Source organism: Paracoccus solventivorans (genome assembly GCF_900142875.1).
GTDB classification, from domain to species: Bacteria; Pseudomonadota; Alphaproteobacteria; order Rhodobacterales; family Rhodobacteraceae; genus Paracoccus; species Paracoccus solventivorans.
Genome location: NZ_FRCK01000001.1, coordinates 172,082 through 196,229 on the forward strand (window position 1 = coordinate 172,082; position 24,148 = coordinate 196,229).

24 protein-coding genes are annotated in these 24,148 nt (G+C 69.6%); 7 read left to right on the forward strand and 17 right to left on the reverse strand.

Annotation, left to right across the window (positions count from 1 at the left end):
* Positions 1-53: 53 nt before the first annotated feature.
* Positions 54-791, reverse strand: a complete 738-nt coding sequence (locus tag BUB57_RS00870) for a class I SAM-dependent methyltransferase (protein ID WP_159435540.1) — start codon at positions 789-791, stop codon at positions 54-56.
* 339 nt (positions 792-1,130) lie between these two features.
* Between BUB57_RS00870 and BUB57_RS00875 the strand changes: the two genes are divergently transcribed.
* From BUB57_RS00875 to BUB57_RS00885, 3 genes are all read left to right on the forward strand, one after another.
* Positions 1,131-2,477, forward strand: coding sequence for a glycosyltransferase family 4 protein (locus BUB57_RS00875; protein WP_073061968.1), 1,347 nt, complete (start codon positions 1,131-1,133; stop codon positions 2,475-2,477).
* Positions 2,478-3,075: 598 nt separating this feature from the next.
* Positions 3,076-3,831, forward strand: a complete 756-nt coding sequence (locus BUB57_RS00880; RefSeq protein WP_073060534.1) for a sulfite exporter TauE/SafE family protein — start codon at positions 3,076-3,078, stop codon at positions 3,829-3,831.
* A gap of 2 nt (positions 3,832-3,833) precedes the next feature.
* Positions 3,834-4,181, forward strand: coding sequence for a RidA family protein (locus tag BUB57_RS00885; RefSeq protein WP_073061972.1), 348 nt, complete (start codon positions 3,834-3,836; stop codon positions 4,179-4,181).
* Here BUB57_RS00885 and lpxB read toward each other — a convergent pair.
* From lpxB to pyrH, 13 genes are all read right to left on the reverse strand, one after another.
* A complete protein-coding gene (gene lpxB, locus BUB57_RS00890) occupies positions 4,165-5,319 on the reverse strand; it encodes a lipid-A-disaccharide synthase (protein ID WP_073060538.1) in 1,155 nt (384 codons plus the stop codon). The two genes, BUB57_RS00885 and lpxB, sit on opposite strands and share 17 nt — an antisense overlap.
* Positions 5,320-5,368: 49 nt before the next feature.
* Positions 5,369-6,199, reverse strand: a complete 831-nt coding sequence (locus BUB57_RS00895) for an LpxI family protein (protein WP_073060541.1) — start codon at positions 6,197-6,199, stop codon at positions 5,369-5,371.
* Positions 6,196-6,984, reverse strand: a complete 789-nt coding sequence (lpxA, locus tag BUB57_RS00900; protein WP_073060544.1) for an acyl-ACP--UDP-N-acetylglucosamine O-acyltransferase — start codon at positions 6,982-6,984, stop codon at positions 6,196-6,198. Before lpxA ends, BUB57_RS00895 begins: the two co-directional genes overlap by 4 nt.
* On the reverse strand, positions 6,977-7,462 hold the full coding sequence (fabZ, locus tag BUB57_RS00905; protein WP_073060547.1) for a 3-hydroxyacyl-ACP dehydratase FabZ: 486 nt from the start codon (positions 7,460-7,462) through the stop codon (positions 6,977-6,979). The genes lpxA and fabZ overlap by 8 nt, the downstream gene beginning before the upstream one ends.
* 66 nt (positions 7,463-7,528) lie before the next feature.
* Entirely contained in the window at positions 7,529-8,152 is a 624-nt protein-coding gene (locus tag BUB57_RS00910; protein WP_073060550.1) for a nicotinate-nucleotide adenylyltransferase, read from the reverse strand.
* A 1-nt stretch (position 8,153) separates the two neighbouring features.
* Positions 8,154-9,389: an OmpH/Skp family outer membrane protein gene (locus tag BUB57_RS00915; protein WP_073060553.1), complete on the reverse strand. Its 1,236-nt coding sequence runs from the start codon at positions 9,387-9,389 to the stop codon at positions 8,154-8,156.
* Positions 9,389-11,779, reverse strand: coding sequence for an outer membrane protein assembly factor BamA (bamA, locus tag BUB57_RS00920; RefSeq protein WP_073060557.1), 2,391 nt, complete (start codon positions 11,777-11,779; stop codon positions 9,389-9,391). The genes BUB57_RS00915 and bamA overlap by 1 nt, the downstream gene beginning before the upstream one ends.
* Positions 11,780-11,904: 125 nt before the next feature.
* A complete protein-coding gene (gene rseP / locus BUB57_RS00925; RefSeq protein ID WP_073060560.1) occupies positions 11,905-13,239 on the reverse strand; it encodes an RIP metalloprotease RseP in 1,335 nt (444 codons plus the stop codon).
* Positions 13,236-14,408 carry a 1-deoxy-D-xylulose-5-phosphate reductoisomerase gene (gene dxr, locus BUB57_RS00930; protein ID WP_073060563.1) on the reverse strand — a complete coding sequence of 391 codons (1,173 nt, stop codon included), beginning with the start codon at positions 14,406-14,408 and terminating at the stop codon, positions 13,236-13,238. The genes rseP and dxr overlap by 4 nt, the downstream gene beginning before the upstream one ends.
* A complete protein-coding gene (locus tag BUB57_RS00935) occupies positions 14,409-15,212 on the reverse strand; it encodes a phosphatidate cytidylyltransferase (RefSeq protein ID WP_073060566.1) in 804 nt (267 codons plus the stop codon).
* Entirely contained in the window at positions 15,209-15,949 is a 741-nt protein-coding gene (uppS, locus tag BUB57_RS00940; RefSeq protein WP_073060569.1) for a polyprenyl diphosphate synthase, read from the reverse strand. The genes BUB57_RS00935 and uppS overlap by 4 nt, the downstream gene beginning before the upstream one ends.
* 3 nt (positions 15,950-15,952) lie before the next feature.
* On the reverse strand, positions 15,953-16,516 hold the full coding sequence (frr, locus tag BUB57_RS00945) for a ribosome recycling factor (protein WP_073060572.1): 564 nt from the start codon (positions 16,514-16,516) through the stop codon (positions 15,953-15,955).
* 126 nt (positions 16,517-16,642) lie between these two features.
* A complete protein-coding gene (pyrH, locus tag BUB57_RS00950) occupies positions 16,643-17,401 on the reverse strand; it encodes a UMP kinase (protein WP_073061975.1) in 759 nt (252 codons plus the stop codon).
* 63 nt (positions 17,402-17,464) lie between these two features.
* On the opposite strand from pyrH, the gene miaA reads away from it, so the two are divergent.
* On the forward strand, positions 17,465-18,391 hold the full coding sequence (gene miaA, locus BUB57_RS00955; protein WP_073060575.1) for a tRNA (adenosine(37)-N6)-dimethylallyltransferase MiaA: 927 nt from the start codon (positions 17,465-17,467) through the stop codon (positions 18,389-18,391).
* A gap of 127 nt (positions 18,392-18,518) precedes the next feature.
* Positions 18,519-19,487: a helix-turn-helix domain-containing protein gene (locus BUB57_RS00960; protein WP_143159553.1), complete on the forward strand. Its 969-nt coding sequence runs from the start codon at positions 18,519-18,521 to the stop codon at positions 19,485-19,487.
* Between the two features lie 563 nt (positions 19,488-20,050).
* Here BUB57_RS00960 and BUB57_RS16395 read toward each other — a convergent pair.
* The 3 genes from BUB57_RS16395 to BUB57_RS00970 all read right to left on the reverse strand — a co-directional run bounded on the left by BUB57_RS16395 (position 20,051) and on the right by BUB57_RS00970 (position 22,582).
* Complete coding sequence (locus BUB57_RS16395) at positions 20,051-20,323, reverse strand: hypothetical protein (RefSeq protein ID WP_143159554.1); 273 nt, start codon at positions 20,321-20,323, stop codon at positions 20,051-20,053.
* 331 nt (positions 20,324-20,654) lie between these two features.
* Positions 20,655-21,458 carry an RlmE family RNA methyltransferase gene (locus tag BUB57_RS00965; protein ID WP_143159555.1) on the reverse strand — a complete coding sequence of 268 codons (804 nt, stop codon included), beginning with the start codon at positions 21,456-21,458 and terminating at the stop codon, positions 20,655-20,657.
* Positions 21,458-22,582 (reverse strand): Ppx/GppA phosphatase family protein, encoded by a 1,125-nt coding sequence (locus tag BUB57_RS00970; protein ID WP_073060580.1) that lies wholly within the window; start codon positions 22,580-22,582, stop codon positions 21,458-21,460. The genes BUB57_RS00965 and BUB57_RS00970 overlap by 1 nt, the downstream gene beginning before the upstream one ends.
* 178 nt (positions 22,583-22,760) lie before the next feature.
* On the opposite strand from BUB57_RS00970, the gene BUB57_RS16820 reads away from it, so the two are divergent.
* Complete coding sequence (locus BUB57_RS16820) at positions 22,761-22,931, forward strand: hypothetical protein (RefSeq protein WP_200796385.1); 171 nt, start codon at positions 22,761-22,763, stop codon at positions 22,929-22,931.
* A gap of 4 nt (positions 22,932-22,935) precedes the next feature.
* Positions 22,936-24,117, forward strand: a complete 1,182-nt coding sequence (locus BUB57_RS00975; RefSeq protein WP_073060583.1) for a vWA domain-containing protein — start codon at positions 22,936-22,938, stop codon at positions 24,115-24,117.
* The last annotated feature ends 31 nt before the right edge of the window (positions 24,118-24,148 follow it).

Consider the following 24,148-nt stretch of genomic DNA (forward strand, 5'->3'; position numbering starts at 1 on the left):
AGCCACACAGACATCAGTTTTTTCAAGAAACCGGCGTTTCCGGCCCGGCGGTCTCAGTCCGCCGGTTTCCGCGCCGCCAGCATCAGGCCGTTGCGCAGATGCGGGATCAGGGCGGCCGGTGCAACCAGCCTGTGCGCCAACCGCGCCCACAGCGTCGCCCCCGCCCAGCCGCAGGTATACTGCTTGGCGAACAGGATCTGCATCCCTGCCCGCTCCAACTGCCATGTCATCTGGCCGAGCGTGTATTCATGTTGCGCCCCCAGGGATTCGGTGCCCTCCGGGTAGCGGAAATGATCCAGGACCTGCTTTCCGGCCAGAAGATACAGCACATTGCGGAAACGCGATCCATTCGGCGTCGTCAGGAACAGGATACCGCCGCTTTTCAGGAACCCCTGAATCCGCCCGAAAACGATATAGGGGGGTTGCGGGATATGTCCAATGACTTCTTGCAGGATGACCAGATCGAACTGCTCTTGCGGAAGCTGCGTATCCGACATCAGGTTCAGCTCGACAAAGGGGATGCCGAAGCCATTTATATCCTCGGCCGCACGGCGATTGACGTCGCCGACGGTGACCTGCATGCCATGGATCCGCGCCAGCAGCACCCCCATGATACCGCCGCCAATATCAAGAACCCTGGCCGAAGGCGGCAGATCAAGCCGCTGGATATGATCGAATGCCTTCCAGAAGCGGGTCACCGAGTTTTCATAATAGGACTCGTATTCGACAAATTCCCTGCCATGGATCAAATCATTATAATGCTTTACAAAATCAGCCCTATTGCAGATCATCAGGTAATTCCGATTGCCCCCGGCTATAATTTCCCCATACGCCATGCTATTTGAAGCCGGCCTTGAAGACAAGCTTCGGATCGGGTCACCGGCGAAATCGGCCTCGGTCCAACTTGTTGTCAACTGATCACGCAACCATAAGGCGTTTTCTCAAGTTCGCGGGGGATTGGGATTGACATCAATTCGGCCCGCCCGCGATCATCAACGCCGATCAGGGCGGATCATCCTGCCCATGGAGGCAAGCCGCCGCCATGGTCTAAGGTTGTTTCAACGCAATCGAAACCGATCGGCAGGTGCAGGCCGGCTGCAACAAGCGACGGGATGGGCGGGGACAGGAACATGACGCAGGAAACCACAGGAACGACGCGGCCACGGGTCCTGCTGATCGCCGAGGCAGCCAATCCCGAATGGGTGTCGGTTCCGTTGGTCGGCTGGTCCCTGGCGCAAGCGCTGCGCGACGTGGCCGATGTGCATCTGGTCACCCAGATCCGCAACCGAGAGGCGATCCTGCGCGCCGGGCTGGTCGAGGGCCGCGACTTCACCGCCATCGACAGCGAGGCCTTGGCCCGGCCCCTGTGGAAGCTGGGCAGCCTGCTTTCGGGTGGCGAGGGGCGGGGCTGGACGATCCAGCAGGCGGTGAACACGATCAGCTATCCCTATTTCGAACATCTGGTGTGGCGGCGGTTCGGGGCGCAGATCCGGGCCGGGCAATTCGACCTGGTGCATCGGATCACGCCGCTGTCGCCGGTGCAGCAAAGTCCGATTGCCGCGAAATGCCGCCGTGCCGGGGTGCCGTTCCTGCTGGGGCCGCTCAACGGCGGAGTGCCTTGGCCCAAGGGATTCGAGGCCGAGATGAAGCAGGAAAACGAATGGCTGTCGCGGCTGCGCGGGCTGTCGCGCCTGCTGCCCGGGCGGCGCAACACGCTGCGGGCGGACGCCATTCTGGCCGGATCACGGCAGATGATCCGCGATATCCCCGCCCGGCATCGGGACCGGGTGATCTATCTGCCCGAGAATGCCGTCGACCCTGCCCGGTTCTGGCGCAGCGCCGATCACGGGCCTGCGCTGGCCGGCGGGCCGCTGCGGGCCTGTTTCATCGGCCGGCTGGTGCCGTTGAAGGGGGTCGACATGCTGATTGCGGCCGCAGAGCCGCTGCTGGAATCGGGGCGGATGGAGCTGGACATCATCGGGGACGGTCCGGTGCTGCCCGCGCTGAAAGAGCAGGCCCGGCACCTCGGCGACGCGGTGCGCTTTCACGGCTGGAAAAAACACGAGGAGGTGCAGGATATCGCCGCGGAATGCACGGTTCTGACCTTTCCCTCCATCCGCGAATTCGGCGGCGGGGTGGTGCTCGAGGCGATGGCGCTGGGTCTTTGCCCGGTGGTGATCGACTATGCGGGCCCGGCCGAGCTGGTAACGCCGGACACCGGCTATGCGGTGCCGATCGGCGACCGCGCCGAAGTGGTGGCCGGGCTGCGCGCGGCCTTGCTGCGCTGCGCGGAACACCCGGCCGAAGTGGCGCAGAAGGCAGCGGCGGCACGGGCCCGGGTCGAAGGGCTGTTCACATGGACGCGCAAGGCCGCACAGGTGCGCGAGGTCTATGACTGGGTGCTGGGGGTGCGAGCGGTGCGGCCCGATCCGATGGCCGGGGCGGATGGAGCGCCTGTTCATTCCGGGAAGTCGTGACCAATGCCGGGCGGCACGGGGTGAGGATGCCTTTGCGGGGTTGATCCTGTTTCGAGAAAACTGAATTTCTCAGCCCTGGACGGCTCGTCAGCATTGTTCGACAGCAGAATGTCGTCGCCGCCGGGGAATAGCGGGGCTCGCCGGCTTTCATGCTGGTAAGTGGCGGTCGCCACTCCGCAGCCAATGCAAAACGGATCAATCTCACCATTACGGACAATATGGAAAAGATGCGGACATTGCTTCTGTCCACAACCGCATCCACAGTCCAACAATGAGTCCCGGACATTTCAAGGCCGCGGGTGTAGCTCATTGATAGAGCAGAAGCTTCTCAAGCTTACGACCAGAGCTCGCTTCCCATCACTCTCTCCAATCCCTCCATTCGCCGATGCGGTGAATAAATGCGTTAAGTTGGAACGCTTTTCCAAAGCAGCGGCCCATCTTCTTCGCTTCACCCGAAACCAAGCAGCACGATTCACCCCCCCCAGGCTCCCCGCACCCCGCAAGTTTCCGCCTGCCGGGAACCACCGGGTGGCGCCCCTTGCCCCCCTCGGTCCGCGCGGCCAGTGTGGCCCGCGCTGCAAAACGACAGGAGCTTTCCGTGACCGACTTCCTTCTGCTGCTCGTCGCCGGGGTGCTGGGCGGGGTGCTCAACGCGGTGGCGGGGGGCGGCACCTTCATCACCTTTCCAGCGCTGGTGTTCGTGGGGGTGCCGGTGGTGTCGGCCAATGCCACCAGCACGGTGGCGGCGCTGCCGGGGTATCTGTCGGCGGCGCTGGGGTTCCGGCGGGAAATCGCGCTGTTGCCGCGCGCGATCTTCAACCGGCTGACCCTGCTGACCATGGCAGGCGGCGCGGCGGGCTCGGCGCTGCTGCTGCTGTCCTCGAACGAGGCGTTTGCGGTGCTGGTCCCGTTCCTGCTGCTGGCGGCGACGCTGGTGTTCATGGCCGGCGGGCGGCTGCGCGCCTGGGCCGCGCGCTATCGCGGGGGCGTGACCGCCTTTGGCGCCGGCACCATGATTCCCGTCGCGATCTATGGCGGATATTTCAACGGCGGGCTGGGCATCGTGCTGCTGGCGCTGTTCGCGCTGTGGGGGATGACCGACCTGATCGAGATGAACGGGCTGAAGAACTGGCTGTCTTTCGCGCTGTCGATCATCAGCTTCGCGATCTTCGCCGCCGGCGGGCAGGTGGCCTGGGGACCGGCGCTGTCGGTGGCGATCGGCACCGTCCTGGGCGGCTATCTGGGTGCGCCGGTGGCGCGCAGCATCCCGGTGCCGGTGCTGCGCGGGTTGATCGCGGTCGTCGGCTTCGGCATGACGGCGGTATTCTTTTGGCGACTGGCAAGCGGAGCATGAACATGGCGGAGATCAAGCGGATCGAATGCGGCCCCAGGATGAGCATGGGCGTCGTCCACAACGGCGTGGTCTGGCTGGCAGGCCAGGTCGGCACCCCCGGCGACAGCGTGGCCGAGCAGACCCGCACCGCCCTGGCCGAGGTCGACCGGCTGCTAGCCGAGGCCGGGACCGACCGCACCCGCATCCTTTCGGCCCAGGTGTGGCTGGCCGACATGGCGGATTTCGCGGAAATGAACGCTGTCTGGGACGCATGGGTGCCGCAGGGCCACTGCCCGGCCCGTGCCACCGGCGAATCGCGGCTGGCGAGCCCGGATTACCGGGTCGAGGTGATCGTCACCGCGGCGCTCTGACCGCCGCCAGCACCGAGCGGGCGGCGCGCAGCCCGGGCGGCTCGCCGCCCCGGCCCAGCCGCTGCATGGTCAGCTCCATCGCGGCCAGCTGTTCGCCGCGGGCGTCGGGGTCGTCCAGCAGCTGCAGCAGCGCCGCGGCCATGGGGCCGGGCTGGCAGCGCTTGCCCAGAAACTCGGGCACCGCTCGGGTGTCGGTGACAAGGTTGACCAGCGTCACCGTGTCGGTTTTCAGCAGCATCCCCAGCAGCGCCCTTGTCAGGGGCGCCATGTCGTAGCCGATCACCATCGGCACCTGATTCGCCGCCAGCTCCAGGCTGACCGTCCCCGAGGCCGCCAGCGCCAGATCCGCCGCCGCAAAAGCCGCGCGCTTGTCCTCGCTGTCCTGCACCACCACCGGCGCGGTCGGCCAGCGCTTGACCATCTGCCCCACCATCGCGGCCACCCCGGGCACGGTGGGCAGCACCACCCGCAGCTCTGGCACCCGGTCGCGCAGCTGCATCAGCGCCTCGTCGAACCGGGGGCCGAGGCGGGCGACCTCGCCCTGGCGCGAGCCGGGCAGGCACAGCACCAGCGGCGCATCGACGGCGATGTCGTGGCGGGCGCGGAAGGCCGCGGCCTCTTCCGGGGTCGCCATCGGTTCCGCCACCACCGGATGGCCGACGAAATCGCAGCTCATCCCGGCGGCGCGCATCAGCGGCGGTTCGAACGGCAGGATCGCCAGCACATGGTCGATCACCTCGGCCATTTTCGCCGCCCGCCCCGGCCGCCACGCCCAGACCGAGGGCGCCACGTAATGCACCGTGCGGATCCCCGGCGCCGCCTCCCGCACCAGCCTCGCCACCCGCAGGCCGAAATCCGGGCTGTCGATGGTGATCAGCACATCGGGCGCCGCCGCCACCACCGCCTGCGCAGTCTGCGCGATGCGGCGCTTGAGCGCGCGGTATTTCGGCAGGATCTCCCAGATCCCCATCAGCGACAGCTCGGACATGGGAAACAGGCTGGTCAGCCCCTGCGCCGCCATCGCCTCGCCGCCGATCCCCGCGATCTCCAGCCCCGGGTCCAACTCGCGCAGCCCCGCGATCAGCGCGCCGCCCAGCCGGTCGCCCGAGGGCTCGCCCGCGATCAGGAACGCCTTCATGCGGCCACCCGTGCGGGCCCGGCTGCTTCTTTCTGGCCCAAATACCCCGTCACGCCCGTGCCCACAGGAACACCCCCGCCGCCTTGGCCGCGGCGATGGTCGCCTCGCGGTCCAGCAGCAGAACGCCGCCGGCCTGCCATGCGATCCCGGCCAGCCCGGCGCGGGCGGCCTGCGCCACCGTGTCGGGGCCGATGGCGGGCAGGTCGATGCGGCGGTCCTGCCCCGGCTTCGGCGCCTTGAACAGCACGCCGCGCGCGCCATCCGGGCGCGGACGCAGCCCCTGGTGCAGGGCGGCAAACTCCAGCATCGCCTCGGTCCCCGGCAGGGTTTCAAAGGCGAGGCACAGCCCCTGAACCACCACGCAGCCTTGCCCGATGTCCAGCGGGCCGGTGATCGACAGGATCGCGGCGGCGCGGGCGGCGTCCGCGCGGTCGGCAGCCGAGGGCTCGCCCGCCAGCACCCCTTCACCGGGCACCAGCGCGGGGCAGATCGCGTCGACGCCCACGACCTCGAGCCCCCAGTCCTCGAAGATCGCGATCACCTCGCGCAGCGCGCCGTCGTCGCCCTGCTGCATCGCGGTCAGGATGCGGGGGACCAGCGCGGCGGTGCGGGGGTCGAACATCTCGGGTTCCAGCCGCGGGCGGCGGATCGCGCCGGCAAAGACCACCCGCGCAAACCCCTCGTCCACCAGCCGGTCGAGCAGCGGCACCAGCCGTTCAAGCCGGAAGCTTTCGGCGGCGATCCCCTGGGGCAACGCGGGGGGAAATCCTTCCAGCGCCAGCACCAGCGGCGGGGTCCCGGCGTCACCCAGCGCCTGCGCCACCACCCCCGGCAGCACCCCGTCCCCGGCGAGGATCGCGGTTTTTGCCGCGCCGGTCATTTCGCGGGCGGGCGCAGAAAGCTGCGGTCGCTGGGGCCGAGGATGAAGTCCAGCACCTCGCGCTCCATCGCGGTGACCTCGCCCCCGGCGCGCCGCTGCGCGGTCTCGCGCAGCGATCCCGACGCCAGCGCCGCCAGCAGCTCGCGCAGCGCCGCGATCTCGGCCCGGCTGGCGCCGCGGCGCTTGAGCCCGACCAGATTCAACCCTTCGAACTGCCCGCGCGGCCCCGACACCAGCCCGTGCGGCAGCACGTCGGCGGTGACCATGCTCAGCGCCCCGATCATCGCGCCGCGGCCGATGCGGACGAACTGGTGGACACCCGACAGCCCGCCGACGATCACCTCGTCCTCGAGCACGCAATGCCCGGCGATGGCGACGCTGTTGACCAGGATCACGTGGTTCCCGATCCGGCAGTCATGCGCGACGTGGCTTGAGGACATGAACAGCCCGTCGTCGCCGACCCGGGTCAGCCCGCCGCCGCCGGCGGTGCCGGGGTTCATGGTCACATATTCGCGGATGCGGTTGCGGGCGCCGATCACCAGCCGCGTGCGCTCGCCCCCGAACTTCAGGTCCTGCGGCGCCTGCCCGATCGAGGCAAAGGGAAAGATCACCGTCCCCTCGCCGATCTCGGTCTCTCCGGCGACGACGACATGGGATTTCAACTCGACCCGATCACCCAGCCGCACCTGAGGCCCGACATGGCAGAAGGGCCCGATGCGGGCCCCCTGCCCCAGTTCCGCCCCCGGCTCGACGATGGCCGAGGGGTGAATCTGCGTGTCAGCCATCGGCCGCGTCGCTCACGGCCATCATCGCGGTGAACTCGGCGCTGGCGCAGACCTGCCCGTCCACCTGCACCTCGCCGGTGAACTTCCAGATCTTGCCGCCGGGGCGCTTGACCTTGACATGCAGCTCGGCCACGTCGCCGGGCTGGACCATGCGGCGGAACTTGCAGTTGTCGACCCCCATGAAATAGGTCAGCAGCCGCTCGTCGATGTAGTTGCGGGTGATGCCCACCACCACCGCGGCGGTCTGGGCCATCGCTTCGACCAGCAGCACGCCGGGCATCACCGGCTGGTCGGGGAAGTGCCCGGGGAAATGCGGCTCGTTCGAGGTCACGCATTTGATCCCCACCCCACCCTCGAAGGGCACGATATCCTGCACCCGGTCGATCATCAGGAACGGGTAGCGATGCGGAATGATGCGCTTGATCAGGGCCAGGTCGGCGGTGGTGTAGGGTGCGGGCGCGCGCTCTGGCTCGGCCATTCTGTCACTCCGGGATGTTTTGGTTGTGCTAGCAAATGCGCTTGAGCCTTGGCAAGCTGGCCCCGGTCAGCCGGGCCGCCCGGGGGCCGGGTTCCGCGCGGCCCGGATGGTCGAGGACGACAACGGACTCATCGGCCCGTTGATCATCACCCAGGCCGGCGCCGGCGCCTCGGCCAGCAGGGGCGCGCGGGCTTCGGGCAGCCGCGCCTGCCACAGGATCCGCGCCGCCCGCGAGGTCCGCGCCGGCGTGCGGGTGCCCGGACGCGCGATCACCCCGATCGGCACCTGCGCGGCGATCCCGCGCCAGCGGTCCCAGCGGCTGAACTGGATCAGGTTGTCCGAGCCCATCAGCCACACGAAGCGCACCCCCGGCCAGCGCGCCCGCAGCGCGGCGATGGTGTCGGCGGTCCAGCGCGTGCCCAGCTGCGCCTCGATCCCGGTGACGCGGATGCGGGGGTCGTGGACCAGCGCCCTTGCGGCGGCGATGCGGTCGGGCAGCGGCGCGGGACCGTGGGGTTTCAAGGGGTTGCCGGGGCTGACCAGCCACCACACCCGGTCCAGCCGGAACCGGCGCAGCGCCATTTCGGTGATGTGCAGATGCCCGGCGTGCGGCGGATCGAACGAGCCGCCCAGCAGCCCGATCCGCTGCCCCGGCAGGGCGATCAGCGTGTCGCCCGTCCCGGCCCGCATCTCACTCGGCCCCGCCGGGCCCGGAGGGGGGGCCGGAGCCGGCGGGCGGCGGAGCCGGCGCGGCCTCCGCGCCGGGGGCAGAACTGGCATCCAAATCCGGCGCGGCATCGGTGGCCGCATCTTCCGGTGGTGAGGGCGCCGGGTCGGAGGCGTCAGAGCCCGCAGCGCCCGGCGCGGGCACGGCCGAGGGCGTCGGTCCGGACGCTTCATCGACAGGCACAGCCGCATCCCCCGGCACCGTCGCAGCCGCGGCCGCCGGGTCGGCCGTTCCGCCCGACCCCGCCGAGGAGGCCGGTCCGGCCGATTCATCGTCAAGCGCAGCCGCGGGCGCCGCATCCTCCGGCGCAGTCGCGGACCCGGGATCAGCGGCCGCCCCGTCCGACGCCGCCGCCGTGTCGCGGCCGGCGGCGGAATCGAGGTCCGTCTCGGACCCCGCCGGCGCTTTGTCCTTCTCGGCCTCGGCCTGTGCGCGTTCCTGTTCGGCCTGCGCCTTCAGCGCGGCGGCGATGATCTCGCGGCCGTCGCCCAGCTCGGCGTTCAGCGCGGCGATGGCGTCGTCGGTCACGTCCACCCGGTCGTCGGCGATCAGCACCATGCGCTGGTCCAGCATCACCAGCGCCCCCCGCGCCACCATCACCCGCCCCAGCACCGGCGCCGCGGCCTGAAAGAAGATGGCGCGGTCGCGTTCGGCGGTGTCCGACAGCGCCTCGCGCGCCTCGTCGCGTTCGCGGCGGATCGCCATCACCCGCTCGTCGAACTCGGCGGCGCGGATGCGGAACTCCTCGGGGGACAGCCGGGCGCGGGCGGCGGTCAGCGCATCCTCGTCGGCGACCAGATCGGCAAAGGCGCGGTCGTTGTCGGCAGCGACCTGGCGCGACTGCGCGGCGAGCTCTGCCTGCGCGCGCATTCCCCAGCGCGACTGCCGGTAAAGCGCCTCCTGATCGACGATCACCACCGCCAGCGCCCGCGGGTCCGCCCCCGCCGCGGCCGAGGGCGCCAGCCGCAGCGGTGCGTCGGCGGCCCCATTCGGGGCAGCGGGCGCGGGCAGCGCCGCGGCGGGGCCGGCAAGGTCGCTGGCCGCGTCGCTCAGCCCCGGCGCTTCCGCAGCGGGCGGCGCCTCGGAAGCGCGGGGGACCGGGCGCGGGCTGGCCGGTTCCTGCGCGGCCAGCGGCAATGCACCCAGCAGCAACGCCGCGATCAGGGGCGCGCCGGCCCGCCGCAGCCCCGCCCTACGCATCAGAACCGGGTCGTGATGGACAGGTCGAACGGCTGGTCCCGGTCGTAGTCCTCTTTCTTCACCGCCTTGGCGAAGTTGAAGCGCAGCGGCCCGATCGGGGTGGTCCAGAAGATCGAAGCCCCGACCGAGGCGCGGACCTTCATGTCGTCGTCCACCGTGCCGTCGGGCGGGCTGGTCCCGGGCGCCCCCGCCACGTTGTCCAACCCCCAGACCGAACCTGCATCGGCGAACAGCCCGCCGGTGATACCGTATTCTTCGGGCAGGCCGATGGGAAATTGCGCCTCGGTGCGCAGCGCCCAGAAATAGTTGCCGCCCAGCGCATCCTCGTAGGGCGCGTTCAGGTCGCGCGGACCAAAACCGTTGGCCTCGAAGCCGCGGATGCGGCCGGTGCCGCGGAAGCGGTCGGTGATGCGGCTGTCGGTGTCGCCCAGCATGTGCAGGGCGCCGGCCTCGAACTCGGCGCGCAGGGTGACCTCTTCGCGCCAGGCGCGGCTTTCCACCCCGGCCAGGACCGTCGTCGTCACCGATTCCACGTCGCCGCCCAGCCCGGCGAAATCCTGGCTGAAGCGCAGCTTGTAGGCAGTCAGCGGGTCGATCCCCACGATGCGGCTGTCATAGCTGTAGCTGTAGCCCAGCGACGAGGTGAGCCGCTCGCCCTCTTCCTCGACCAGGATCGGGGACGAGCCCACGTCCGGCGTCGGCGGCGTACCGCTGCAGTCATCGGGATCGACGTCGCAATCGGGAATCGGCCTCACGTCGAACAGCTTGTCCTTGCTGATCCGATAGCGCAGCTCCAGCCGGCCGTTGTCGCTGACCGGGAACTCGATCCCCGAGGACAGGCCGATGCTGCGGGTGTTGTAGCGCGCGTTGTAATAATCCGAGGTCCGGTACCAGGCCGAGAACCGCGCCCGCAGGTCGCGCCCCAGGAAATACGGCTCGACAAAGTTGAAATCGAAGCTGCGCGAGCCGCTGGCGGTCGAAAAGCCCAGCTGCACCGTCTGGCCGCGGCCCAGGAAGTTGTTTTCCGACAGCGCCGCGTTGAAGCCGACGCCCGCATCGGCGCCGTAGCTGGCGCCAAAGCTCAGCGTGCCGGTGGGCTGTTCCTCGACGTTCACGTCGACGATGACCTGTTGCGGCGTGGACCCGGCCCGGGTTTCCACCTGCGCGTCGCTGAAATACCCCAGCGCCCGGATCCGTTCGGCCGAGGCGCGGATTTCGCGCGGGTTGAAGGGGTCGCCCTCGACGGTGCGGAACTGGCGGCGGATCACCTCGTCCAGCGTGGTGGTGTTGCCCTCGATGTCGATGCGCTCGACGAAGATGCGCGGGCCGCGCACCAGCGCCAGCGTCAGGTCCAGCGTCTGGTTGCGCATGTTGCGGGTCACCCGCGGCTCGACGCTGACGAAGTTCAGCCCCTGCTGCAGGGCCAGCGTCTCCATCCGCTGGATGGTGTTTTCCACCGCCGAGGGGCTGTAGACCTGCCCGCGGCGGACCTTGTTCTGGGCCTGATAAGGCGCGACATCCAGTCCCGGGATCTCGCTGACCACCCCGACATTGCCGAAGTGATAGCGCGGGCCCTCGTAGATGTTGTAGGTCACGAAGAACGCGTCGCGTTCGCGCGCGACCTCGGGGGCGACCGCCTGCACGCGGAAATCGGCATAGCCGCGCGAGCGGTAGAAATCGGTCAGCAGCTTTTCGTCCAGCTGCATCCGTTCCGGCGCGAAGGTGTCGCGGCGGACGAAGGCGCGCAGCAGCCCGGCCTGTTTGGTGGACAGCACGTCGCGCAGCTTGCGGTCGGAAAAGGCACGGTTGCCAGTGAAACCGATGCGCTCGATCTCGGTGACCTTGCCCTCGCGGATCTCGAACACCAGGTCAACGCGGTTGCCCGAGCGGCGGATCACCCGCGGATCGACGCGGGCGGCATAGCGCCCCTGTGACGCATAGGCCGCGGCGATGGCCTGCGCGTCCTGTTCCGCCATGCTGGGCGAGAACACCCGGCGCGAGCGCGACTGCACCACCTCGGCCAGCTGGTCGTCCTTAATGCGGCGGTTGCCCTCGAAATTGACGATGTTGATCACCGGGTATTCGCTGACCCGGATGACCAGCGTGCGGCCCTGCGGGACGATCTCGACCGTCTCGAACAGCCCGGATTGTTGCAGCCGCTGCTGGGCGTCATTGAGATCGCCCAGCGACAGATCGGCCCCGCGGCGCAGGTTGGCCAGCGACAGCGCGGTCTCGGCATCGACCGTCTGCGCGCCCTCCAGCCGCACCTGGTCGTAGACCGCGGCACTCGCCGCGCCGGCCACGCCCAGCGCCGCGGCAAGCACCATCGCCGGGATCGTCCCCGCCGCGCGCGCGCGGGCCAAAGCCGCGCCCCTCATCCGATCCGTCATTGCCTGCCCCTCGCGTCAGCGTCCGGCGCCGGTTTTCCGTTCGCCATTTGCGGCAGGATTAACCCCGCACGGGGGGAGCTGTCAAAGCAAACCCGGCAGAAACGGGGCAATCCGGGCCCGGCGGGTCAGCGGCAGACGATATCGTTGGTCAGGCCGAACACCATCAGCGTCAGCACCAGCGCCATGCCGATGCGGGTCAGGATGTCCATCGCGCGCTCGGACGGGGGACGGCGGGCCACGGCCTCCCATGTGTAGAATAGCAGATGGCCGCCATCCAGCACCGGGATCGGCAGCAGGTTCAGGAACCCGATCCCTGCCGACAACAGCGCCACCAGCCAGAAGAAATTGCCCGCCCCGGCGCTGGCGGCATCGCCCGCCACCTCGGCGATCGAGATCGCGCCCGACAGGTTGCAGCGCCCGATCTGCCCGGTGATCATGGCGACGATGCCGGTCAGCGAGCCCCAGACCACGTCGCGGGTCTGGCGGGCGCCGATGGCCAGCGCCTCGACCGGGCCGGGGGTGCGGGTGGCTGGGCGGAAATACCCCTCGCCGCCGGTGACGCCGATCAGCCAGCGCTTTTCAAAGCCGCCCCCTGTCGTGGGCAGGTCCTGTTCGCGCGGGATCAGCGCGAAATCGGCCTCGCCCACGCCCGGGCGCCAGACGCGCAGGGCCACGGGGCGGCCCGCTGCGGCCTCGACCGCGGGGCGCAGCTCGGTGAAGCGGGCGATGGGGCGGCCCTCGACCGCCAGCACCACGTCGCCCGGGCGAAGATCGGCGGCCGAGGCCGCGCTGCGCGGCGACACCCCCGAGATGCGCGGCGGCGCCGGGTCGGGGGCGGTCACGGTGATCTCGGCCCCGTTCCGGCGCACGGTCCAGTCGTGGCTGGGCGCAGCAGGCAGCGTCTCGGGCAGGGCGAACAGCGCAGGCCAGTCGGGAACAGGGTGGCCGGCGATGGCGAGGATCTCGTCCCCCGGTTGCAGCTGGTTCACCACGCCGGGCGGTGCTTGCAGGATCTCGCCCACCTCCAGCCGCTCGGTCGCCAGCCCCTGCCATGTGATCACACCCGCAAAGACCAGCGCGGCGAGGATGAAGTTGAACACCGGCCCCGCCGCCACCGTGGCGAACCGCGCCCATAGCGGCGCACCCCCCAGCGTCTGCCGGGCAAGCGCCGGGTCCACGGTGCCGTCGCGCGTCGCGCTGGCAACATCGGCATCGCCCAGAAACCGGACATAGCCGCCCAGCGGGATCGCCGCGATCTGCCAGACCGTGCCGCGGCGGTCGCGCCAGGCCACCAGCTTTGGTCCGAACCCCAGCGAGAACACTTCGGCCCGGATCCCGCACCAGCGGCCGACGATGTAATGGCCGTATTCATGCACGCCGACGATGATCGACAGCGCCACCACAAAGGCGACGATTGTCCAGGCGAGTCCGCCGGTCTGTGTGATCACAGCCTCGATCATGCGGCGGCCCGCCAGTCGGCGGCGGCGCGGCGCGCGGCCTCGTCCCAGGCCAGCACCTCGGCCAGGCTGGCGGGGCTGCGGCCGAACCCCGTCTGCCCGGCGGCGCGGTCCAGCGCATGGGCCACCGCGCCGGCCATGTCGGTAAAGCGGATGCGCCCGGCGATGAAATCGTCCAGCGCCTGTTCCTTGGCCGCGTTCAGCACCGCCCCGGCAGCACCGCCCTGCGCGATCACCTGCCGCGCCAGCGACAGCGCCGGCCAGCGCGCGGCGCAGGGCTCGCGGAAGGTCAGGCTGCCCTGCCGGGCCAGATCCAGCCGCGGCAGCGGCAGTTTTTCCCGCCGGGGCCAGTGCAGCGCGTGGCCGATGGCGTGGCGCATGTCGGGCGGACCCAGATGCGCCAGCGTGCCGCCGTCGGCATAGGACACCAGCGCGTGCACGATGGATTCGGGGTGGACCAGCACCGCGATGCGCTCGCTCGGCAGGCCGAAGAACTCATGCGCCTCGATGATCTCCAGCGCCTTGTTGAACATGCTGGCGCTGTCGATGGTGATGCGCTGCCCCATCGCCCAGTTGGGGTGGGTCGAGGCCTCGGCCACCGTCGCCGCCGCCAGCCGCTCGAGCGGCCAGTCGCGGAAGGCCCCGCCCGAGGCGGTCAGGGTCACCAGCTCGATCCGGTCGAGGTTCTCATTCTCAAGGCACTGGAACACCGCGGAATGTTCGGAATCGACCGGCAGGATGGTGGCGCCGGTCCGCGCCGCGCATCCCATCAGCAGCCGCCCGGCGGTCACCAGGCTTTCCTTGTTCGCCAGCGCCAGCGTGCCGCCGCGTTCCACCACCCGCAGCCCGGGCGCCAGCCCCGCCGCGCCGACGATGGCCGACAGCGACCAGTCAGCCGGGCGGTCCGCAGCCTCAGCAAGCGCCTGTGCGCCGGCCGCGGCCTGAATGCCGCTGCCCGCCAGCGCCGTGCGCAGTTCGGGCAGCAGGGTGTCATCGGCGATCACGGCGATTTCCGCCCGCAGCGCCAGCGCCATCTCGGCCAGCCGCGCGACGTTGCGGCCGCCGGTCAGCGCCACCGTGCGCCACGCCGCGGCCCCGCCCGAGCGGATCAGCAGATCAAAGGCGCTTTCCCCGATCGAGCCGGTCGCGCCAAAGATCGAGACGCTGCGCATTCAGCCCCCGATTGCCGGCAGCAGCCCCGCCAGCGACAGCAGCGTCGCCAGCCCCAGCGATCCGGTCATGGCGTCGAAACGGTCCATCAGCCCCCCGTGGCCGGGGATCAGCTGCGAGCTGTCCTTGACACCCACCCGCCGCTTGATCCAGCTTTCGGCAATGTCGCCCATCTGCCCGGCAAAGGCCAGAATCGGGCCGATCACGATGACGCTGGCGGGGGCGGTGCCTGTGATCACAAGCAGAAGCCCCAGCACCGCGGCGCCGATCCAGCCGGCGGCAGTGCCGCTCCAGGTCTTTTTCGGGCTGATGGCGGGCCAGAACTTGGGGCCGCCGAGGGTCCGGCCGACGAAATACCCCAGTACGTCGGACAGCACCACGATGGCGACCACCCACAGCGTCACCGGCAGCCCCGCCATCGCGCGCAGCCACAGCACGCCGAACGCCGCCAGCATCATCGCCAGCGCGATCCCCGCATAGGCGCCGCGCAGCCCAGGGCGGGCGGCGGCCGTCCCGGCGGCCAGCGGTACCAGCAGCAACAGCGCCGCCGCAGGGCCCAGATACAGCGCCGCCGCCATCGCCGCCGCCGCCGCCAGCGCGACCCCGGCCACCAGCCGCGGCGCGGGGGCGGGGACGGCAAGCCGGGTCAGTTCCCAGATCAGCCCGCCGACCAGCGCCGCGATCCCGGCCCCGGCCAGCGGCAGCGGCAACAGCAGCAGCGCCGCCCCGGCCAGCAGGATCACGATGCCAGAGCCGATCCGCGCCGCCAGGTCGCCCCAGCGCCCCTGAGCCCCGGGCGCGGTCATGCCGCGCCGAAGCGGCGCTGGCGCTGGCTGGTCCGTTCGAGGATCTCGGCCAGATGCGCCGGCGAGAAATCGGGCCACAGCACCGGGGTGAACTCATATTCCGAATAGGCCGCTTGGAAGGGCAGAAAGTTCGAGGTGCGCGTCTCTCCGCTGGTGCGGATCACCAGATCGGGATCGGGGTGGCCGGCGGTGTCCAGACAGGCGGCCAGGTCCGCCTCGGTCGGGTGGGAGATCTCGCCGCTGGCGATGCGCGCGGCCAGGCGCGCGGCGGCGCGGGCGAGTTCATCACGGCCGCCATAGTTGATCGCCACGGTCAGATTCAGCCGCGTGTTGCCGGCGGTGCGCGCCTCGATCCCCGCCATCAGCGATTGCAGCTTGTCGTCCAGCCGGGCGCGCCCGCCGATAAAGCGCAGCCGCACGCCTTCGGCCGCCATGGCGTCGGCCTCGCGCCGGATATAGCGGGCAAAGATGCCCATCAGCCCCAGCACTTCCTCGGTCGAGCGCTTCCAGTTCTCGGTCGAGAACGCATAGAGCGTCAGCCAGTTCACCCCCAGATCGGGGGCGGCGCGGACGAGTTCCTTGACCCGCTCGGCCCCGCGGCGGTGGCCGACCAGCCGCGGCCAGCCGCGTTCCGTCGCCCAGCGGCCGTTGCCGTCCATGATGATGGCGACATGGCGCGGGCGCGCCATCGTCCCCCCGGCAACCGGCACGCCGACCGTCGCGGCTTCGGCGGCCATGGATCAGACCTGCATGATTTCGGCTTGTTTCGTTTCGAGCGCCTTGTCGACCTCGGCGATCATCTTGTCGGTCAGCTCCTGCACCGAGGTTTCCCAGAACTTCTGGTCGTCCTCGGACATGCCCTTGCCCTTGGCCTTCTTGATCTGGTCCATGCCGTCGCGGCGCACGTTGCGGATGGCGACGCGGGCGCTTTCGGCATAGCCGGCGGCGACCTTGGTCAGCTCCTTGCGGCGTTCCTCGTTCAGCTCGGGGATCGGCAGCATGATGATGGTGCCGTTCAGCTGCGGGTTGATGCCCAGCCCGCTTTCGCGGATCGCCTTTTCCACCTTGCCGACCATCGCCTTGTCCCAGACGTTGATCGTGACCATCCGCGGCTCGGGGACGTTGACGGTGCCGACCTGGTTGATCGGGGTCAGCGAGCCATAGGCGTCGACCATGATCGGGTCGATCATGCTGGCCGAGGCGCGTCCCGTCCGCAGCGAGGAAAATTCGTGCCGCAGGCTTTCCATCGCGCCCTTCATCCGGCGCTCCAGATCGTCGGTGTCGATCTCGATCTCGTCGGCCATGGTTCCCTCTTCAATCGTTTCCCGGTGCTATAGCCTCTTCAACGGGCGCTTGTATAGTTCCGCACCCGTCTACCACGGGATTCCTTTCAGAATGATTACGCGCCCCACAAGAACTTTCGGGCGTCCTCAGCCGTGGACCCGCGTATAGGTGCCCTTGCCGGCAAGGATGCCGCAGAACCCGCCGGGCTCGTCCAGCGAGAACACGATGATCGGCAGGTTGTTGTCCCGCGCCAGCGCGATGGCCGAGGCATCCATCACCCCCAGGTGCTTCTGCAGCACCTCGTCATAGGTCACGTCGTCATAGCGTTTCGCGTCCGGGAAACGGGCCGGGTCCTTGTCATAGACCCCATCCACCTTGGTCCCCTTGAAGATCGCCTCACAGCCCATCTCGTTGGCGCGCAGCGTGGCGGCGGTGTCGGTGGTGAAATACGGGTTGCCGGTGCCGGCGGCAAAGATGCAGATGCGCTTTTTTTCTAGGTGGCGGATGGCGCGGCGGCGGATATAGGGCTCGGCCACCTCATCCATGCGGATGGCGGAAATCACCCGCGAATGCAGGCCCTTGGCTTCCAGCGCGGCCTGCATCGCCAGCGCGTTCATCACCGTGGCCAGCATCCCCATATAGTCGGCGGTCGCGCGCTCCATCCCCTGCGCGCTGCCCTGCAACCCGCGGAAGATGTTGCCGCCGCCGATCACCATGCAGATCTCGACCCCCAGCTTGTGAACCGATTCCACCTCGTCGGCGATGCGGGCGACGGTGGGCGGGTGCAGCCCGTAGCCCTGATCGCCCATCAGCGCCTCGCCCGAAATCTTCAGCATCACCCGCTTGTAGCTGGCGGCGGGCTGGTCTGCGGGCTGGTCGGGGGTCTTGCTTGGCGTGTCGTTCATGTGGTGTTCCCCCGGTTTCATCGCCCTGTTTCGCTGGCGCGCAAAATGGCCCAGATAGAGCGCATGATCAACACTGGCCCCCATGTCATCGACGCAACGACGCCCGCCGGGCTGGACCGGCTGCTGGCCGCGATCGAGCCTGCGCGCGTGGTGCTGATCGCGGGGCCGACCGCGGCGGGGAAATCGGCGCTGGCGCTGCGGATCGCGCAGGAAACCGGGCGCGCCGTGGTCAATGCCGATGCGCTGCAGGTCTGGTCGTGCTGGCGGGTGCTGACCGCCCGCCCCTCGGCCCGGGACGAGGCCGCGGCCCCGCATCTGCTTTACGGCCATGTCGCCCCGGGGCGCAGCTATTCGGTGGGCGACTGGCTGGCCGAAGTGGACGCACTGCTAAGGACCGGACGCGGGCTGGTGATCGCCGGCGGCACCGGGCTTTACCTGTCGGCGCTGACCCGGGGTCTGGCGGTGATCCCGCCGGTGCCGCCCGAGATCCGGGCGCAGGGCGATGCCTGGCTGGCGCGCGACGACGGTCTGGCCGGCATGATCGCCGCACTGGATGCCCGCACCCGCGCAGGGCTGGACCTGCGCAACCCCGCCCGCGTCCAGCGCGCATGGGAGGTTCTGGCCGCCACCGGCCGCGGGCTTGCCGACTGGCAGGCGGACACCCCGCCGCCGCTGGTCCCGCCCGAACAGGCGCAGCGTTTCGTGCTGCAGATGGACCGCGATCTGCTGGCCGAGCGCATCGCCCGCCGCTTCGACGCGATGCTGGACGAGGGCGCGCTGGACGAGGTGCGTGCCATGCTGCCCCGTTGGGACCCCCGCGCGCAATGGGCCCGCGCCATCGGCGCGGCCGAGCTGGCCGGGCATCTGTCCGGCCAGCTGACCCTGGCCGAGGCGCGCGAGCGCGCGGTGATCGCGACCCGGCAATATGCCAAGTCGCAGCGCATCTGGTTTCGCAACCGGATGCGAGACTGGACTAATCTGCTCGTCTGAGGGGATTTTTGCAGGTCTTGGCAGGATTTCGGCGCAGGACGGGTTCCGTTTCCTGCCAGGCGCGTTAAACATTTATTAGAGTTTTGTCTTTTATGACAGGGCGAGTTTCAGTCACGCAGGCAGGTCGATGTTCGCCCAGGCACCCCGTCCCGATCCGGAACTCCAGCCGCCTGCAAATCCTGCGGCGGCGCCTGCGGGGGTGGCACTGCCGGACCCGGCCAACCTGCCGCGGCCGACGGCGCCGCTGCGGCCCTATGCCGGGCGGCCGCTGCTGCCCGGAAACGGGCTGCGGCTGCTGCCGCTGGACAGTTTCGCCTGGGGCGGACCGGCCGGCCCGGCCCGGGCCCGGCGCGGCCGGACACGGGGCGATCACTGCCTGATCCGGGTGACGGCGGGCACGCTGCGGATCACCCTGCCGCGCGGGCCGGTCGATCACGGCGCCGACAGCGTGGTGTTCATCCCCGCCGGCACCGCCTTTGCCGCCGAGCCGCAGCCCGGCGTCTGCGGGCAGGTGCTGCTGATGCCGCGCGACCTGGGCGAGCGGCTGGACCTGCCGCTGCCGAACCGCATCGTCGCAACCTTGGCGGATTCGGCGGCGGGCGATACGCTGTCGGCGGATCTGCGGGCGCTGGCGCAGCGGCTGGACGACCCCGAGGGGATCGCCGCCGGGCTGCGGTTGGGGCTGATCGCCGGCTCGCTGCGCCGGATGGTCCCGGCGGGGGCCAAGCCCGGGCGGCGGCCGCCGCCCGACATCGACGACCGCCAGCTGGTGGGCGCCTACCGCGAACTCGCGGGGCGCGAGCTAGGTCGCGGCCGCACCGTTGCCGACCTGGCCGAGGCGCTGGGGGTCAGCGCCGCGGGGCTGGACGCCGCCTGCCGCCGCCACCGCGGCTGCTCGGCCCTGGCGCTGCTTTATGAGCTACGGCTCGAACGCGCGACCACGGTCCTGCGCAGCACCGACCGCCCCCTGGCCGAGATCGCCGCCGAGCTGGGCTTCACCGGCACCGCCCACCTGATCCGCAGCTTCATCACCGCCACCGGCCGCACCCCGGAAAACTACCGGCAGATGGCGCGGGCAAGCTCTGCGGCGGGCTGAGGCCGAGCGCCGTGCGGCCCCGCCGGACGGGGGCTGTCCGCCCCCGCGAGGCCTGCGGCCTCTTCCCCCGAGGATATTTAAGAACCGCTCGAAGGGGGTGGTGTCGGCTGCGATACGGGTGGGACGGCCGGGAGGGAACGGTGGTCCAGCAGTAGATGCCGGCGCGGCAAGCGGACAGCGGGGCGGGCGGCCGGCCAAGGGAAAACAACGATGCAAGCGAAGGTGAGAACAATGCGTGACAGCGCATTACGCACCGGCGCGATGGCCGGCGCTCCCGTGCGGCACTGCACCCGTCATGCGGGCCCCCGATAGCGACACGGCAAGAATCTCCGGCAGCGCCGCACTCTGGCTCAATCCGCACTACGGTCGTCCTCAGCCTGCTCCGAGGTCTGCTTCCCCTCGTTCCCTAAGCCCCATCGTCACGACGACTTTCTGAGAGACAGCGGCACGAACACCGTGGGGCGGCGCCTTGCGGAGCAGCCGATGGCGTGCGCCGCAGTGCAGCACTGCACTGGTTGCACGGGACCGGGAGAGCGACGCGGCGAGGTCTCCGGTACCTTGGCTCAGTCCGCGGCGCGGTCGCCCTTAACCTGCTTCGAGGTTTCGTCCTCCTGGCCGCAGAACAGCACCGCCATGGCGAACTCCTCGGAGGAAACAGTATGAATATTGCGTGACAGCGTATTGCGAAGCGGCGACAGCGCACATCCCCCGTGCGGCATTGCACCCGCCGCGCCGGACCGGACAGCGGCGCGGCGGGTGCCTCCGTACTGTTTCGAGGCGTGCTCTTCCTGTCGCAGTGTCCCATCGCCGCAACGAATGCCCGGAAGGACCGGCATGGCTTTGCGTAATGGTCCATTGCACAGCGCCCGGATGGCGGGCGCCGCAGCATAAAGTGCCACCGCCGCACGGGACCGAACAGCGACGCGAGAAGGAACGCCGGCAGCGCCGCAGCCTCGTTCAATCTTCGTCGCCGTCTCCCTTGACCTGCACCGAGGCGTGCTCCTCCAGGCCGCAGAATCCCGCCGCCGCGACGAATGCCTCGGAAGAACCTGCACGGTTATTGCGTGAGGACCCATGGCGCAGCAGCGATGGTAAGCGCCCCGTGCAGCAGCACCCGGTCGCACGGAACCCAACAACGGCGCCGCAAATCCACCGCCCCAGCCCCGCTCAATCCTCGTCGCCGCCGCTCTCTCCCTGCTCCGAGGCATCCGCCCTGCCCCGGAACCCCAGTGCCACGACGAATTTTTCCGAGGAATCGGACCGGCTCGCCGGCGGCTTCACGTTCGCCACCGTGGTGAAGTTGCGCTTCAGGATTGCCTGCAGCCCCTGTTCCGCGCCGCCGGCCAGCACCTTGGCGATGAAGCTGCCGCCGGGTTCCAGCACGTCAAAGGCGAACTCGGCCGCGGCCTCGACCAGCGTCACGATGCGCAGATGGTCGGTGCCCTTGTGCCCGGACGAGGCCGCCGCCATGTCCGACATCACCACGTCGGCGCGGCCGCCCAGCCATTCCTTGACCCGCTCGTCCGCATCGTCGGAAAGAAAGTCGAGCTGGTGGAGCTCGGCCCCGGCGATCGGCTCGACCTCTTGCAGGTCCACCCCCAGCACCCGCCCCTGCGGCTTGCCGCGCACCTCGCCCAGCGCATTCACCCGCGCCACCGCCACCTGGCACCAGCCGCCGGGCGCGCAGCCCAGGTCGACCACCCGGGCGCCGGGTTTCAGGAACCGGTACTTGTCGTCCAGCTCGATGATCTTGTAGGCGGCGCGGCCGCGATAGCCCTCGCGTTTCGCCCGCGCCACATAGGGGTCGTTCAGCTGCCGTTCCAGCCACAGGGTCGAGGACAGCTTGCGCCCCTTGGCGGTCTTGACCCGCACCCGCAGGTCGCGCTGCCCGCGCCCGGAACTGCCCTTGCCCGCGCGGCTGCTGCCGGCGCCGCCGCGCCCGCCTGCCGTCCCACCCGAACCCGCCGCCATCATGCCACTCCCATCAGCCCGTCCGAGGCCAATACCCCGTCGCGCACCATTTGCGAATAGAGCAGCCCCTCGCGCAGGCCGCGGTCGGCCACCGACAGGCGGCTGGTCGGCCAGACCCGCATCAGCGTCTGCAGGATCGCCGCGCCGGACATGATCAGGGCGTGACGCTCGCGCCCGATGCGGGGGTCGGCGCGCCGCCCCTCGGGGCCCAGCGCCAGGTAGTTGTGGATCACCCGGTCGATCTCGACCGAGGTCATGGACAGCCCGTCCACCTTGGTCCGGTCATATCGTTTCAGCCCCAGATGGCTGGCCGCGACGGTGGTGACCGTCCCCGAGGTGCCGATGATCTGAAAGGCGTCGTCGGCGCGCACCCCGGTGATATAGGGCGCGAAATCCTCCAGCATCTGCTCGAACTGCCAGCTCATCAGGGCGAATCGGGCCGGGTCGTCGCTGACATCGACGAACTGGTCGCGCAGCGTGGCCACGCCCAGCGGCACGCTGATCCAGTCCACCACCCGCGCATTTCCGGCCGCGCCATCGGGAAAACCGTCGGTCAGCCGCATGATCGCGCGCGACCGCAGTGCCGGTTCCACCCCGCGCAGGTCGATCCAGACCAGCTCGGTCGAGCCGCCGCCGATATCGACGACCAGCAGCTGCTCGGTCTGCGTGTTGACCAGCGGTGCGCAAGAGATCACCGCCAGCCGGGCTTCCTCCTCGGCGGCGATGATTTCCACCGGCAGCCCGGTCTCGCGCCGGATCATCCGCATGAAGTCGCGGCTGTTGCGGGCGCGGCGGCAGGCCTCGGTCGCGACCAGCCGCATCCGGCGCACACCGTGCTGCTCGATCTTGCGCCGACATACCTGCAAGGCATGAACCGTCCGCGACATCGACTGCCGCGAAAGCCGGCCGGACGCCTCGAGGCCAAGCCCCAGCTGGACCGGCTTCGAGAAACTGTCGATCACCTGGAACTGACCACCCGAGGGGCGGGCAATCAGCATCCGGCAACTGTTCGTTCCCAGGTCGAGCGCGGCATAAAGCGCACCGTCGCCGGGCTTGCGGGTGTCGGCAGGCAGGGCCTTGGGGGCCGGGATTGCGTCCGCACCCGCGGGACGCCTGGGCGTCATCTGCAACGCCCTCCGAAATCGTGTTGCCTTGAACCTAATCGGGCGGCCGGACCGGATCAAGGGCGCATCGCACGCCTGTGTCCCGCCCGCCGCCTTGCCCACCGCCTTGCTTGTCAGCCCGCGCCGGTTCGCCTAAGCCAGCGGCAGATCGCCTTTCACAGCCAGCGGGGGATGGCCCATGATCGTCATCGCAGCCTTCGTCCTCGGCGCCATCCTGGGCGACATGCGGGCGCGCCGGGCCGGCGGCAATGGCAAGGACCGGCTGCAATATGCCGCAGCCCATGCGATCGCCTTTGCGGTGCTGGGGCTGTTCGCGACCATCCTGATCGACCGCTGGCTGCGGGTGTAGGGCGGTGTTCCGCCCGTTCCTCGATTCGCTGCGCCGCCACGGGGTGCCGGTTAGCTTGCGCGAATGGCTGGACCTGATGGCGGCGATGGACGCGGGGCTGGCCGGCTGGTCGGTCGAGGAGTTCCACGGCCTTGGCCGCGCCATCCTGGTCAAGGACGAACGCCACGTCGACCGCTATGACCGCGCCTTCGCGGAAAGCTTTTCCGGGCTGGAAACCGTGCCGCTGGAAGCGCTGGTCAGCGAAACCGCCCTGCCCCGCGAATGGCTGGAGAAACTGGCCGAAAAGCTGCTGACGCCCGAGGAAATGGCCGCCATCGAGAGTTCGGGCAGTTTCGAGGCGCTGATGGAAAAGCTGCGCGAGCGGTTGGCCGAGCAGCAGGGCCGCCACCAGGGCGGCAACAAATGGATCGGCACCGCTGGCACCTCGCCCTTTGGCGCCTATGGCTACAACCCCGAGGGCGTGCGCATCGGCCAGGCTGAATCGCGCCACCGCCGCGCGGTCAAGGTCTGGGACAAGCGCGAGTTTCGCGACTTCGACGATTCGGTCGAGTTGGGCACCCGCAACATCAAGGTGGCGCTGAAGCGGCTGCGGCAATGGGCGCGTCACGGCGCGGCCGAGGAACTGGACCTGCCCGCCACCATCCGCGCCACCGCCGACCACGGCTATATCGACGTGCAGACGCGGCCGGAACGCCACAATGCCGTCAAGGTGCTGCTGCTGCTGGATGTGGGCGGCAGCATGGACGACCATATCCGCGTGGTGGACGAGCTGTTTTCCGCCGCGCGGGCCGAGTTCAAGCATCTGGAACATTACTACTTCCACAACTGCCTGTATGAAGCCGTGTGGAAGGACAACCGCCGCCGCTGGGACGAGACCATCCCGACCTGGGACCTGATGCACCGCTATGGCCGCGACTGGAAGGTGATCGTGGTCGGCGACGCCTCGATGTCGCCCTATGAGATCGTGGCCCCCGGCGGCGCCAGCGAGCACTGGAACCCCGAACCCGGAGAGCTGTGGCTGCGCCGCCTGGCCGAGACCTGGCCCGATCACGTCTGGCTGAACCCGGTGCCGCAGCAGCATTGGCGCCACACCCAGTCGATCGGGATGATCGCCCGCATCTTCGAAAACCGGATGCTGCCGCTGACCCTGCAGGGGCTGACGCAGGCGATGCGGGTGCTGGGCTGATCCGCAGTTGATCCCGCCCCGGCCAGTGCCC

Excerpts from the sequence above, each read along its gene's own strand:
- lpxB (WP_073060538.1), bottom strand. The coding sequence starts at position 5,319 with ATGAAGGCGTTCCTGATCGCGGGCGAGCCCTCGGGCGACCGGCTGGGC.
- BUB57_RS00895 (WP_073060541.1), bottom strand. The coding sequence starts at position 6,199 with ATGACCGGCGCGGCAAAAACCGCGATCCTCGCCGGGGACGGGGTGCTG.
- pyrH (WP_073061975.1), bottom strand. The coding sequence starts at position 17,401 with ATGAACGACACGCCAAGCAAGACCCCCGACCAGCCCGCAGACCAGCCC.
- bamA (WP_073060557.1), bottom strand. The coding sequence starts at position 11,779 with ATGACGGATCGGATGAGGGGCGCGGCTTTGGCCCGCGCGCGCGCGGCG.
- BUB57_RS16820 (WP_200796385.1), top strand. The coding sequence starts at position 22,761 with ATGATCGTCATCGCAGCCTTCGTCCTCGGCGCCATCCTGGGCGACATG.
- BUB57_RS00960 (WP_143159553.1), top strand. The coding sequence starts at position 18,519 with ATGTTCGCCCAGGCACCCCGTCCCGATCCGGAACTCCAGCCGCCTGCA.
- BUB57_RS00935 (WP_073060566.1), bottom strand. The coding sequence starts at position 15,212 with ATGACCGCGCCCGGGGCTCAGGGGCGCTGGGGCGACCTGGCGGCGCGG.
- dxr (WP_073060563.1), bottom strand. The coding sequence starts at position 14,408 with ATGCGCAGCGTCTCGATCTTTGGCGCGACCGGCTCGATCGGGGAAAGC.
- BUB57_RS16395 (WP_143159554.1), bottom strand. The coding sequence starts at position 20,323 with ATGCCGGTCCTTCCGGGCATTCGTTGCGGCGATGGGACACTGCGACAG.
- uppS (WP_073060569.1), bottom strand. The coding sequence starts at position 15,949 with ATGGCCGCCGAAGCCGCGACGGTCGGCGTGCCGGTTGCCGGGGGGACG.
- BUB57_RS00885 (WP_073061972.1), top strand. The coding sequence starts at position 3,834 with ATGGCGGAGATCAAGCGGATCGAATGCGGCCCCAGGATGAGCATGGGC.
- BUB57_RS00870 (WP_159435540.1), bottom strand. The coding sequence starts at position 791 with ATGATCTGCAATAGGGCTGATTTTGTAAAGCATTATAATGATTTGATC.
- frr (WP_073060572.1), bottom strand. The coding sequence starts at position 16,516 with ATGGCCGACGAGATCGAGATCGACACCGACGATCTGGAGCGCCGGATG.
- BUB57_RS00910 (WP_073060550.1), bottom strand. The coding sequence starts at position 8,152 with ATGCGGGCCGGGACGGGCGACACGCTGATCGCCCTGCCGGGGCAGCGG.
- BUB57_RS00965 (WP_143159555.1), bottom strand. The coding sequence starts at position 21,458 with ATGGCGGCGGGTTCGGGTGGGACGGCAGGCGGGCGCGGCGGCGCCGGC.
- BUB57_RS00875 (WP_073061968.1), top strand. The coding sequence starts at position 1,131 with ATGACGCAGGAAACCACAGGAACGACGCGGCCACGGGTCCTGCTGATC.
- rseP (WP_073060560.1), bottom strand. The coding sequence starts at position 13,239 with ATGATCGAGGCTGTGATCACACAGACCGGCGGACTCGCCTGGACAATC.
- fabZ (WP_073060547.1), bottom strand. The coding sequence starts at position 7,462 with ATGGCCGAGCCAGAGCGCGCGCCCGCACCCTACACCACCGCCGACCTG.
- BUB57_RS00970 (WP_073060580.1), bottom strand. The coding sequence starts at position 22,582 with ATGACGCCCAGGCGTCCCGCGGGTGCGGACGCAATCCCGGCCCCCAAG.
- BUB57_RS00915 (WP_073060553.1), bottom strand. The coding sequence starts at position 9,389 with ATGCGTAGGGCGGGGCTGCGGCGGGCCGGCGCGCCCCTGATCGCGGCG.
- miaA (WP_073060575.1), top strand. The coding sequence starts at position 17,465 with ATGATCAACACTGGCCCCCATGTCATCGACGCAACGACGCCCGCCGGG.
- lpxA (WP_073060544.1), bottom strand. The coding sequence starts at position 6,984 with ATGGCTGACACGCAGATTCACCCCTCGGCCATCGTCGAGCCGGGGGCG.